Source organism: Streptomyces sp. NPDC055632 (assembly GCF_053618675.1).
Map to the genome: position 1 here is coordinate 78,947 of NZ_JBSHHY010000006.1, position 11,996 is coordinate 90,942.

Here is an 11,996-nt window from a genome sequence, read left to right on the forward strand (position 1 = left end):
CAGCTCTTGTCGGCTCAGCTCTTTCCGGGCCAGATCCAGGTGACCAGCGAGGCGGCGGAGACGGCGAGGACGCCGACGAGACCCATCCAGCGGGCCCAGGCGGTCATCCGCACCACCGACTTCGCCCGTTTCACCTCGTACTCCAAGAGGCGTTTCGCGTCGGTCTCCAGCTTCCGGCCGGGGCGCTCGTGAACGGCGGAGACCATCATCCAGGAGGCCGCGAGGAGCAGCAGGAAGGCCCCGGCGAGCAATCCGATCACCCACCACCTCGGGCCGGTGGTCATCTTGCTCAGGTTCTCCTGCCCCTTAAGCACGAAGACGACAGTGAGCAGCCCGGTGAGGGTGGTGAGGAAGTTCCGGTACCCCTCCGCCTGCTGGAGCGCTGCCCTGAGTTGCTCGGGCGGGGCCGCCATCGCCCGTATCCGCAGGTCGGCTTCCCGCAGCTCGTGCTCGCTGAACTCCCTCAAAGGGAGAGCCCCTGGGGCGGGGGTGCGAGCCAGAAAGAGGCGCCGCAGCCGTCCGGGACCTGAGCCGGTCGGTTCACGTGCCAGGTCTCGCACTCGCACATGGCAAGCCTCGGCTCGCCGTCGTCGAAGAGGCCCCGCAAGGGCTTGGACGGGCCCTTGGTGACGTACTGGACCTCCTGCCAGACCTTCACGGTCACGCACCGGCACCGGGGGCACTCGCCCCTGGCCTCCACGCGGTCGGGGCCCCGCACCTCCCAGAGGAAGGTTGTGAGGGGCTGGGTGACGGGGAACCTCATGTCCTCGTACGGGACGGTGGCGCTCACGAGCGTGCTCCTCCAGGGATGGGAACGACGAGCGAGAACAGTCGGGAGTAGCGGCGGAGGCGGCCGCGGACGTCGTCCTCGGACTCCTCCGTCTCCTCGGCACAGAGAACGATGTGCTCGGCGGTGATGGTTCCCGAGACGGCGGGGGTGCGACCGGTCAGCTGCTCGGTGAGGACGATGACGTCACGCCAGTCGGGGACGATCTCGCGCTCCGCGCCCTCGGGCGCGGGAACAGTGACCTTGAGGCCGAGGTCCTCGAAGGGCGCGTAGCGGTCGTGGGTCTCACCGAGCGTGTGCCCGAACCGGCCCGCCACCAGCACCAGTTCAAGGGGACCGAGGATGCCGGGACCGAGCAGGCCCGGCTCGAAGGCGGCGAGGTCGAAGTCGGTGGGGCGGAGTTGCGCGAGGGTTTCGGTGACGGTTCCGGGAACGGGGGGTGCGCCGAGGCAGCGGTAGGAGTCGAGGACGGAGACGGCTCGGCCGAGGGTGGTGTGACGGTTCCGGGCGAGGTCGAGGAGATTCTTGATCTCCAGTCGGTCCCGAAAGGCATCTCCGCGTTCGGTAGTGTGCAACAGTGCGGACAGATCGGCGAACTCGGTCATCAGGTCGCTTACCTGCGCCGGGAGTTCGGGGATATGTAGCGGGAACAGAGTCTTCATCCGCGCCATGTCGTCGATGTCGCCGAGGGAGGAATGGCGTTCGGACGCGAACCTCAACAGCAGCGGGATTCCGACGTTCCCGTCGTCGAGGTCCCAACGAATCGATCCTACTCTCCAGAGCCATTCACTTCCCAACAGCCTGCCGAGGGCGGGGGGAAGCTGTTCGAACTGCTCCACGATCCTGTCGACGGGATCCGTCAGGCAGCCGCAGGAGTCCAGGAAAGTGAGTTCCCGCCGCAGTTCCTCCGGCGACGGGCGGGGTTTGTGACGGTACGCGTGGGAAAGTAGGTACCAGATGGAGATCGTGCTCTTCGGCGTCGGGTGGCTGCGGGGAATCGCTGCCTGTCCGGTCCATGCTGCTGGGACCCAGTCGTGGCATTCCGGGGGCACGTCTGGTGCTATGACGCCGGTGGCCGGTGCGAGCCGTGTGATCTCCTCTGTCATATCGCCCAATGGGTGCAGCAGGCCAGCACTGTGTGCGATGAGCTCCAGCACGGTCAGACGACCGGCCTGAAGCCACGGGTACAGGCCGTCGAAGTCGCGCGACATCAGCTTCTCCTCGAAAGGAGTGAGCGCGGGGCGGTCGAGGGTCTCTTCGCGCACGGTGCCGCTGTGGGAGATGCCGAGCGGTTCCAAAGCCGTGATCCAATCGGCCAGTCGACGTCGCTGGGCGGGTTGGGGCGCGTGCAGCAGTAGATCGATGGGATGGACCTTCCCGTCCCACCCGGGCGAGTGGGGGCGCTGAGAGTGGAGGAATTCGACCTCGGCTTCCAGGAGCTCGGTCCGCATGCCGACGGAAGACAGGGCGCTCACATCCGGGAGCTCCACCCCGAGACTGAGAAGCGCTTCGAACGCGGGGAGCAGATGAGACGGCGGCACCTCGTGCCGGGCCGCCACATACAACAGGGGGAAGGAGGGGGCCGGGTGCTCCGCGAACGACGCCGCGGCGGTGCCGCCCTCGTAGACTTCGCAGAGCTCCACCATCAGGGTAAGGGGCGTACCTGCCGTGGATCTGCCCCGGACGAGCTGGGCGGCCGGTACACGGGCGCCGGCGATCGCGTACCGACGTGCCTTCCGGACGCTCTCGGAGAACGGGACGCCGGCGAGTGCCGCGACCTTGAGGGGGGCCAGCCACGGTCCTTTGAACAAATCGGGGGAGACGAGCAGGAGGTCAAGGCCCGTCGGTTCGGGGTAGCCCTCGGGTGTGAATGGACTCCCTCCGGGCGGCCTCATTCCCAGCGCGGTCAGCCGCCATTTTCTGAGGATCCTGTCTTCGCCCTGTGAGAGCGCCAGTCTGGTGTTCTCGGTGCCCTGTAGCTCGGCATGGGTGCGGTCCATTTCGAAGACGCCGACCCGGCGCAGCGGCACAGGATCCGAGGGCAGCGGGAACTCGTCGAAATCCGCCTCCATGACACCGATCGCCTCGGGCGACAGGTGATCGAAGATCGGGACGGCGAGACGGGGTTCGTCGCCCGCCAAGCGCCACAGCCACGGCAGCAGCACCTCTGTGATGGCGGACGCCGCGGCCGGAACCGCCGCGAGAAGCTCTTCTCGCACGCCTCCCTCGTCGTAGGAAAGCAGTGAGTTCCGGCTCACGCTCGGCTGCGGCCGGTGCTTCTCCCTGAGATTGAAGACATAGCCCTGTACTTTGGTGGCGTCCTCCACGGCGACGCCGTCGAGGAGTAGTTGCCCATCCCCCTGCACGATCCAGCTGTTCTCGCTGGCCCGCGCCGGTTTTTTGCCGTGCCATCCCTCGGCGCGCGCCGAGGGAGCCTTGAGTTCTCGTGGCTTCCAGGCATCCGAGCGGATCACCTCCCCGTCCCGGTCCAGCTCGACCGCCGTCACCGGGAAGTCGCTCACCCACAGCAGCCGCCGCAGGGTCTTCACCACCGACGGAAGGTCGTCCGTGTCTTCCTCGGGACTCAGGTAGAGCCGCACCACCGTCCCTCCGCCCGCCGGTCCGCTCTCGGCCTCGCGGATCTGGAGCAGCCCGGAGCCCGACTGGACCGTGGCCCGGAGTGGGGCGGCCAGACGGGAGGGGTTGCCGTACTGGTCGATCGCCCCGCTGTGGACCGTGACCTCGTCGGCCAGCATGAAGTAGCTGAACACCCCGATGCCGAAGCGGCTGTTGAAGGGGATCGGCTCCATGCCGGCCCGACGCCAGTTGCGCCGTTCCTGGACGTGGTCGGGGTCCTGCGCGTACCGCCTGCCCGCACGGGCGAACATGGAGGTGAGCTTGGAGCGGCTCATGCCGGAGCCCTCGTCGCGGCACTCGATGTACGGGCGGTCCCCGTCGTACGCCTGGACGAAGTGGATCTCAGGATCGGGCGCGGGGCCGTCGAACAGGCCTCGCCTGACACCGTACTCGGCGCGCTGCTTCCGGTGGCGGCAGGCGTCCAGGGCGTTCTGGTACAGCTCCCGCACCGCGAGCATCCGGTCGCCGTAGAGCTGGGTTCCCATGAGCAGCGGACGAATCTCGTCCTCGGCGAGGCGGAACCGCTCCAGGGGCGCGGTGTAGCTCGGGTCGGCCGGTTCGAGGTGCTGTGTGGTCACCTGCTGGGGCACGCCCCGGAGCAGGTACGGCGCGGGCTGCCCGCTGTCGTGCCACTCCTGGTGGAGGTCCCGCACCGAGGCGTCGGCGGTCGCTGCCAGCTCCTCCAGGGCGGCGTGCAGTGCGGGGTGCGGGCAGGCGAGGCGGAGCGCGTAGCTCGTCGTGCCGTCCCGGTCGATGACCTCCCAGCCCAGGCCGGCCAGCGCCGTCACCACGTCGGCCGGGACGAGGGGACGGCGCGCGCCCAGGTGGTCCACGAGCACGCCGGACATGCGGCGCGGGTCGGCCGCCAGCAGCGCGGCCAGCCACAGCAGGCGGGCGAGTTCCTTGGCGCGCCATCCGTTGCCGGGGACGGGAAGGTGTTTGCGGTTCCAGCCGGGGCTCCTGGAGGCGTCGATGCGCGGGGTGGAGCCGGGAGCCACCGTCATGTGCGGGAGGATCCGGCGGACCTGCTGGTCCACCTCGGAGGGCTGGGGGGCCGGCATTCCCTCGGCGGCCGCCGAGACCGCCTTGACCACCATGTCAAGGAGTTTGTTCACGGACTCGTAGCTGTCGGTGCGGTCCCACAGCCGGTCCCAGTCGGCGATGAAGCGGTGACGCAGCCAGTGGTCGGCGGCTATCGCGGCGTCGGCGGGCTTGCGCCGCCACAGCGTCCCGGCGGTCCGGAGCACCTGCGGATGGGCCCAGCAGGTGTCGGCTGCCGCCTCGCACACCAGCTCCTCGTGACGGGTGGCCGGCTTCCTGCCCCGGCCGTCATTCTCCAGGCGGTCGAGCCGGTCGGGCCGGAGGGCCGCGAGCTCGCCCAGGGCGATGGCGACGACGCCCTCGTGCAGCAGCGGTGCGGCGAGCAGGACCGCGGTTTCGGCGGGAGAGAGCCGATTGACGTCGCGCAGCCCGGCACGCTCCACGAGCTGCCCGAGCAGGCGGACGACCCGTTCGGGGTAGTCGGGGTCGTGCCAAGGCGTGTCGAGCGCCGACTTCGTGAGGACGCGACCCCTGGCGACCTCGGCCGCCAGCTCCACCAGGCCCTCCTTCACCCGCTCGTGGGTCGCGGCCGTTCCCGACGTGTGCTGCCACAGGACGGAGCCGCCGATGACCTCCTTCCAGTGGGTGGTCTCCCGGGAGCCCTTGCACAGGCTCAGTTCCCGCGCCCAGTCCTCGCGTCCCGCAGCGGCCTTGAGCTCGACCGTCGGCGCCGGTCCGTCGAGTGTCCGCGTCAGGACCCGGACGCGGGCCCGGACGAAGTCCTTGATCTCTCCGAGGGTCTGCGGGGAATTGATCGGCGACAGTGCCTCGGACAGGGCGAGGCCGAAGTAGCTGCCCCGTTCGGGGTCCGCGAACGTCGGCTGGCCGCGGCCGCCGGCACGCAGCCAGACCACGTTGTCGTGGGCGTTGCCCACGTAGGGGTTGTTCCCCTTCGGAGCGCGGCCGGGCGTGTCCGTACGGCAGGTGTCCAGGCAGACGACGACGGCCACGCCTTCCGGGACTTCGCCGAGGAGGTCGGAGACGGTCGCCTCTATCAGCGTCCCGGTGATCAGCTCACCCGCGGCACTGGACCGGACGCTGGAGGGGAGTATGTAGTCGCTGTCTCCGATCATGACGCCGTGGCTGGAGACGTAGACGAGGGCGGTGTCTCCAGGGGAACAGGAGTCGAACAGGTCCATGATGGCCTGCTTGATCATGTCCCGGGACGTGTCGTGATGTTCCTCGTCCTCGTGGTCCGGGTGGTAGCACTCCACCTGGTAGGCCGAGGCGTCCAGGACCTCCGCGATGCGCCGGACGTCCCCGTCGACACACTCCAGGGGCGGGTACCGGTCGGTGAAGCGGGGGTTGCGGGCCAGGTTCGGGGTGTCGCGGACACCGATCAGCAAGGCCCTGCGGACGCCCGCGTCCTCCGCCTCCGCGCCCGTCTCCGCGTTGCTTTCCACCGTCGTGCCCACGCGCCCCCGCTTCCGCCGCCCCGTCCCGGGCGGCCATGATTCCAGACCTCCCACCGGTAGCGGAGCCGTACTGACGGATCGTCATGCGGGAGCTGTCGTACGCTCGACGGCACGCCGGGCACGGCGACGTACGAGGGGGAGCGCCCATGGCACTGAACCTGCGGAAGGTCGAGGAGACCGCGCCCGCGCTCGTGAGTCTCTACAAGTCGGCGGGGGAGTCGCTGCGGCGGCACGGGATCGACGGGCAGCGGGCCGCCGTCTACCTGGTCGTCGATTACTCGGGGTCGATGCGGCCGTACTACAGGAGCGGCGCCGTGCAGGCGCTCGCCGACCGGGTGCTCGGGCTCTCCGCGCACCTCGACGACGACGGACGGGTGCCCGTGGTGTTCTTCTCCACCGACGTCGACGCGGAGACCGAGATACGGCTCGACGACCACAAGGGACGGATCCACCGGATCGCCGCCGAGCTCGGGCACATGGGGCAGACGAACTACCACTTGGCCATGGACGCGGTCGTCGACCACTACCTGGACAGCGGGGCGACCGATCCCGCGTTCGTCGTCTTCCAGACCGACGGCGGGCCGACCAGCAAGCCGGCGGCCGAGCGGTACGTGTGCAAGGCGGCCCGGCTGCCGCTCTTCTGGCAGTTCATCGGCTTCGGCGACCCCGACAGCCGGCAGTTCGACTTCCTGCGCAGGCTGGACGAGCTGGACGTCCCGGGAAAACGGCCCGTCGACAACGCCGGGTTCTTCCACGCGGGACAGGACCCCGACCGGGTCCCGGACGCCGAACTGTACGACCGGCTTCTCTCCGAGTTCCCGATGTGGCTCACCGCCGCCCGGGCCCGGGGCATCGTCCGGGGGTGAGGCAGCCGGAAAGCGGTGGCCGCCCTCCGGCCCCGGCGTGGATCATGACGCCATGACCTCTCTCGTACGCCACGTGACCATCGACTGCGCCGACGCCTACGCCCTCGCCTCCTTCTGGGCGCGGGTCTTCGACGCCCGGCTCTCCGACGACGACAGGCCGGGGGACGAGGAGGCGCTCGTCGAGTCGCCCGGAGCCTCCCTCCTCTTCATCCAGGTGCCCGAGCCGAAGGCGGCGAAGAACCGCGTCCACCTCGACCTCCAGCCGCAGGACCGCACCCGCGACGAGGAGGTCGAGCGGCTGATCGGCATCGGCGCCGTACTGCTCGACGACCGCCGGAACCCGGACGGCACCGGCTGGGCCACCCTGGCGGATCCCGAGGGCAACGAGTTCTGCGTCGAGCGCAGCCGGGCGGAGCGCGAGGCCGCCTGACCCCGGCGCGACCGGGCGGAGGCGAACCCGACAAAGGGTGTCGGGTATTCCGTGTTCCCTGGAACCATGGAAGACACCGGAACCACCTGGTCGGCCTTCGGGGCCGCCGAACCCGAGCTCGCCGCCGCCGTGCGGGAGCGCTTCGGGCAGTACACCCACCACGTCCTCGCCACCCTGCGGAAGGACGGCTCGCCCCGCCTCAGCGGCATCGAGGCGGATTTTCGCGACGGCGAGCTGTGGCTCGGCATGATGCCGAACTCGCGCAAGGCGCTCGACCTGCGCCGCGACCCCCGCTTCACGCTGCTCGCCAACCCCGGCCCCGGCACCGACATGGGCGGCGGGGACGTCCGCGTCTCCGGGCGGGCGGTCGAGATCACCGATCCCGGGATCCTGGAGCGGTACGCGGCCGAGGCGAGCGCGCCACCGCCCTTCCACCTCTTCCGTACGGAGCCGACCGAGGTCGTACGGACCCGGGTGGACGGCGAGGAGCTCGTCCTGCGCAGCTGGGTGCCGGGGCGGCCCGCGTGGACGACCCGGCGCGGCAACGGCGACGCCCCGCCGCGCAGGGACGCGTGAACACCGGCCCCCGGGCCCGGCGACTGTGAGGTCGCCCACGTCGGGGCCGCCTGGGCTGGGCCGATCCGTCCGGGCATCGGGCGGGCGGGGCGGGAAGGTCCCGGGGCGCACTATTGTTCCGGTAGAGACGACCGGAGCCCGTACGCACGTGTTCCGGTGGGAACGAGCCGGGGCGCGCACCGCGCGGGCCGGCGCAGACGACCGGAACCCGTATCGCGTGTTCCGGCGACAGCAGAGACAGCCGGAGCCCGCACCGCGCGCTCCGGACAGAGCAGCCGGGGCCCGCATCGCGCAGGTGCGGGCCCCGGCTGCGCCGCGCACCCGGCCAGCAGGGCTCGGCGGCGCACCGGCCAGAAAGGCACGAATGACCCGCTCCGAGCGCCCCCACAAGCGCGGCCCCCGCACCGCGCAGGCGAAGTCCACGTCCCAGCCGAAGGCCTCCCGCGGCGGCCGCCGTCCCGCCGCGCCCCCGCCGCCGAGCGAGTTCACGCCGCCGGTGTCGGTGACGCCCGCGCTGCCCTCGGTGGCCTCCTTCGCCGACCTCGACATGCCCGAGGGCCTGCTGCGGACCCTCGGTGAGCAGGGCGTCACGGAGCCGTTCCCGATCCAGGCCGCGACCCTGCCGAACTCGCTCGCGGGCCGCGACGTGCTCGGCCGCGGCCGCACCGGATCCGGCAAGACCCTCGCCTTCGGCCTCGCCCTGCTCGCCCGCACCGCGGGCCGCCGCGCCGAGCCGGGCGCGCCGCTCGCGCTCGTCCTGGTGCCCACGCGCGAGCTCGCCCAGCAGGTGACCGACGCCCTCACCCCGTACGCGGGCGCCCTGCGGCTGCGGATCACCACCGTCGTCGGCGGCATGTCGATCAGCCGGCAGTCCTCCGCGCTGCGGCGCGGCGCCGAGGTGCTCATCGCCACGCCCGGCCGCCTCCACGACCTCATCGACCGGGGCGACTGCCGGCTCGACCAGGTCGCCGTCACCGTCCTCGACGAGGCCGACCAGATGGCCGACATGGGCTTCCTGCCGCAGGTCACCAAGCTCCTGAAGCAGGTCGAGCCGGGCGGCCAGCGCCTGCTGTTCTCGGCCACCCTCGACCGGAACATCGACCGCCTGGTCAAGATGTTCCTCGACGACCCGGTCGTGCACTCCGTCGACCCGTCGGCCGGCGCGGTCACCACCATGGAGCACCACGTCCTGTACGTGGCCGACGAGACCGACAAGAAGGCCGTCACGCTGCGGATCGCGGCCCGCGACGGGCGCACGATCCTCTTCCTCGACACCAAGCGGTCCGTGGACCGGCTGGTCAAGCGGCTCCTCGCCAACGGCGTACGGGCCTCCGGCCTGCACGGCGGCCGCTCGCAGCCGCAGCGCAACCGCACCCTGGACCAGTTCAAGAACGGGCAGGTCACCACGCTCGTCGCGACGAACGTGGCGGCCCGCGGCATCCACGTCGACGACCTCGACATGGTCGTGAACGTCGACCCGCCGATGGACCACAAGGACTACCTGCACCGCGGCGGCCGCACCGCCCGCGCCGGCGAGTCCGGCAGCGTCTTCACCCTGGTCCTGCCCGACCAGAAGCGCGACATGGGCCGACTGATGTCCAACGCGGGCATCAGCCCCCGCACGGCGCAGATCAAGTCCAGCGACGAGGAGCTCGCCGAGCTCACCGGCGCCCGGGAGCCCTCCGGCGTCCCGGTCGTCATCGAGACCCCGCAGCCCACCCCGCCCCGCAAGCCGGCCGCCTCCGGTGCCGGCGCCGGGAACGGCGGCGGTCGCCGCCGTCGCCGCCCGGCCGCCTCCGGCGCCTCCGGCACCGGCACGTCCACCGGCTCGGCACGCGGCACCGCCTCCGGTGCGGCCGCGGCCGGGGGTCGCGGTTCCGGTACGGCCGGGGGCCGTGCTTCCGCTACGGGCGGCGGCCGCGGCTCCGGCACGGGCCGGGGCACCGGCGCCGGTCGCGCCTCCGCCTCCACGTCCGCCTCCGCCTCCGCCGGGTCCGGTCGCGGCGGGCGCCGGACGGCGGGCACGGGCCGCCCCCGCGGCCCCCGGCAGCGGCCGGCCGACAACACGTAACCCCCTACGGGGTCCGGACGCGGGCGGTGTCGTGACAACGGCGCCGCCCGCGTCCGTCACCGCACGCGCCCCGTCTTCACAGGTCCCGTACGTACGGGAACGAGCGGTCAACATCCGGGGAATTGAAGGCCGTCGGGGTTCCCGGCCGGGATCTACGCGCATCATCATCACAGGCATGCGAATCCCCCCTCGATTCACCCTCGCCGGCGGTGTCGCCACCGCCCTCCTCTCCTCCCTCCTACTCGGCGCCCCGGCCACCGCCGCCCAAGCCCCCGCGCCCGCCCCCGTCTCCGCCCGCGCCGCCGTCGCGGCCGTCGGGGAGATCTGCTCCTCCGCCCTGCCCTCCCAGGCCCACACCACCCTCGGCCTGATCGACGCGGGCGGCCCCTTCCCCTACAGCCAGGACGGGTCCGTCTTCCGGAACAGGGAGGGGATCCTGCCCGCCCGCACCTCCGGGTACTACCACGAGTACACGGTGAAGACCCCGGGCTCCACGACCCGGGGTGCCCGCCGGATCGTCACCGGGAACGCGACGCAGGAGGACTACTACACCGCCGACCACTACGCCTCGTTCGACCGGATCGACCACGGCTGCTGAGCGTCCGCCGGTCCTCAGGACCGGCGCGGTGCCGTCCACTCCAGGCGGGTCCTGACCCGGGGGTCCCGGACGTGTTCGAGGGCGGCGAGCGCCGTCTCGCGCGCCGCGCCGTCCGCCTCGCCGTCCGCGAGGACCGACGCGAGCGCGTCGACGGCGCGCGGGTCCTGGCGGATCGCGAGCCCGCGCGCCGCCTCCGCCGCCGTCTCCGGGTCCGCGTCGTCGAGCCGCTCGGCGAGCCCCTCCCGTACGAGCGGGGTGTCGTCGGGCAGTTCGGCGAGCGCGAGCGTCGCCCAGTCCCGCACCCGGGCGTCGCCGTCCCGGCTCAGCGCGAGCAGCACCCCGAGGGCCTCGACGTGCCCGGCCGGGACGATTCCGGCCAGGGCGCCCGCGACGGCCCCGCGCACCACCGCGTCGGGATGCCCGGCGGCCGCGAGCAGTTCGGGCACGGCCGCCGGGTCCGCGCACGCCCCGAGCGCCGTCACCACCGACAGGGCGGGCTCCCGCGCCGGGCCCGCCGTGCCCGCCGGTTCCGCCGCCAGCCGCCGCAGGACCGGCAGGGCGCTCTGCGCGAAGCCCGGCAGCGCGCCCAGGACCCGCGCGCCGAGCGCCCGCCGCAGCGGGTCCCGGTAGGCGCACCAGCCGGCCGCCGCCACGAAGGTCTCCTCGTCGGCCCGGCCCGCGAGTTCGGCCACCGCCGTCGTCCAGTCGTCGAGTCCGGGGTCGCCGCAGCGCAGCGCCCGCGCCGCCAGCTCCTCGGCGGGGGTGCGCAGTCCGAGCGAGGCCTCCAGGAGCGTGGCGATCGCCGCGTGCCCGGTCTGGCGGTCGTCGCCGCGCCCGGGAGCGCCGTCCTCCCGCAGCAGCTCCACGACGACCGTGATCCCGCCGTCCTCCCGGACCCGGCGGACCACCGCCTCGTACGTCTGCCCGCCCTCGTTCCCCGCGACGAGCCCGCGCCGCAGCTCGGCCGCGACGTCGGCGCCGATCCACCGCCGCGCCTCCCGCAGCGCGGCCTCCGCGCCCCCGGCCCCGTGGTCGAGGAGCGCCCGCACGCAGCCGGTGGAGCCGCGCCGGGCGGCGGCGAGGAGCGGGGCGAGCCCGTCGGGGCCGCGCCGGCCGGGGTCGGCGCCGTGCTCCAGGAGCAGCCGCGCGACGTCGGCGTGTCCGAGCCGCAGGGCCCAGGCGAGGGCCGTGAAGCCGTACGCCTCCTCCTGGTCCGCGTCCGCGCCCGCCGCGAGCAGCGCCCGCACCGTCCCGGTGTGTCCGGCACAGGCCGCCCCGCACAGCGGCAGGTCGCCGTCCTCCTCGCCGCTGCCCCGGCCGGGGTCCGCCCCGGCGGCGAGCAGCACCCGTACGATTCCGGCCTCGCCGCCGACGGCCGCCCGGTACAGGGCGGTCTCCCCGTCCTCCCGCCCCTCGGGGTCGGCCCCGCCCCTCAGGGCCCGTACGGCCCCGTCCTCGTCCCCGGCCCGGATCGCGTCGAACAACGTGCTCATGCACCGACCCTGACCCGCCGTC

8 protein-coding genes and 1 pseudogene are annotated in these 11,996 nt (G+C 72.6%); 5 read left to right on the plus strand and 4 right to left on the minus strand.

Going from position 1 to position 11,996, the window contains the following annotated elements; translation table 11 throughout:
• Window positions 1-14 precede the first annotated feature (14 nt).
• From ACWGSR_RS11105 to ACWGSR_RS11115, 3 genes are read right to left on the minus strand one after another with little or no spacing between them, the layout of a single operon-like run.
• Entirely contained in the window at window positions 15-467 is a 453-nt protein-coding gene (locus ACWGSR_RS11105) for a hypothetical protein (RefSeq protein ID WP_453565514.1), read from the minus strand.
• On the minus strand, window positions 464-790 hold the full coding sequence (locus ACWGSR_RS11110) for a hypothetical protein (protein ID WP_453565516.1): 327 nt from the start codon (window positions 788-790) through the stop codon (window positions 464-466). The genes ACWGSR_RS11105 and ACWGSR_RS11110 overlap by 4 nt, the downstream gene beginning before the upstream one ends.
• Entirely contained in the window at window positions 787-5,940 is a 5,154-nt protein-coding gene (locus ACWGSR_RS11115) for an HD domain-containing protein (protein ID WP_453565518.1), read from the minus strand. Before ACWGSR_RS11115 ends, ACWGSR_RS11110 begins: the two co-directional genes overlap by 4 nt.
• A gap of 146 nt (window positions 5,941-6,086) precedes the next feature.
• Between ACWGSR_RS11115 and ACWGSR_RS11120 the strand changes: the two genes are divergently transcribed.
• From ACWGSR_RS11120 to ACWGSR_RS11140, 5 genes and pseudogenes are all read left to right on the plus strand, one after another.
• Window positions 6,087-6,806 (plus strand): vWA domain-containing protein, encoded by a 720-nt coding sequence (locus tag ACWGSR_RS11120; RefSeq protein WP_453565520.1) that lies wholly within the window; start codon window positions 6,087-6,089, stop codon window positions 6,804-6,806.
• A 52-nt stretch (window positions 6,807-6,858) separates the two neighbouring features.
• Window positions 6,859-7,230, plus strand: a pseudogene (locus ACWGSR_RS11125) (VOC family protein); the annotation flags it as partial.
• A gap of 72 nt (window positions 7,231-7,302) precedes the next feature.
• Window positions 7,303-7,812, plus strand: a complete 510-nt coding sequence (locus ACWGSR_RS11130; protein ID WP_453565523.1) for a pyridoxamine 5'-phosphate oxidase family protein — start codon at window positions 7,303-7,305, stop codon at window positions 7,810-7,812.
• Between the two features lie 364 nt (window positions 7,813-8,176).
• Window positions 8,177-9,883 carry a DEAD/DEAH box helicase gene (locus ACWGSR_RS11135; protein ID WP_376240112.1) on the plus strand — a complete coding sequence of 569 codons (1,707 nt, stop codon included), beginning with the start codon at window positions 8,177-8,179 and terminating at the stop codon, window positions 9,881-9,883.
• 175 nt (window positions 9,884-10,058) lie between these two features.
• Window positions 10,059-10,481, plus strand: coding sequence for a ribonuclease domain-containing protein (locus ACWGSR_RS11140; protein ID WP_376240115.1), 423 nt, complete (start codon window positions 10,059-10,061; stop codon window positions 10,479-10,481).
• Between the two features lie 14 nt (window positions 10,482-10,495).
• Here ACWGSR_RS11140 and ACWGSR_RS11145 read toward each other — a convergent pair whose 3' ends face one another.
• On the minus strand, window positions 10,496-11,974 hold the full coding sequence (locus tag ACWGSR_RS11145; protein WP_453565526.1) for an ankyrin repeat domain-containing protein: 1,479 nt from the start codon (window positions 11,972-11,974) through the stop codon (window positions 10,496-10,498).
• Between the last annotated feature and the right edge of the window lie 22 nt (window positions 11,975-11,996).

Bases quoted from the DNA above. Each gene is read 5' to 3' on its own strand.
- ACWGSR_RS11120 (WP_453565520.1), top strand. From the start codon at position 6,087: ATGGCACTGAACCTGCGGAAGGTCGAGGAGACCGCGCCCGCGCTCGTG.
- ACWGSR_RS11130 (WP_453565523.1), top strand. From the start codon at position 7,303: ATGGAAGACACCGGAACCACCTGGTCGGCCTTCGGGGCCGCCGAACCC.
- ACWGSR_RS11135 (WP_376240112.1), top strand. From the start codon at position 8,177: ATGACCCGCTCCGAGCGCCCCCACAAGCGCGGCCCCCGCACCGCGCAG.
- ACWGSR_RS11140 (WP_376240115.1), top strand. From the start codon at position 10,059: ATGCGAATCCCCCCTCGATTCACCCTCGCCGGCGGTGTCGCCACCGCC.
- ACWGSR_RS11145 (WP_453565526.1), bottom strand. From the start codon at position 11,974: ATGAGCACGTTGTTCGACGCGATCCGGGCCGGGGACGAGGACGGGGCC.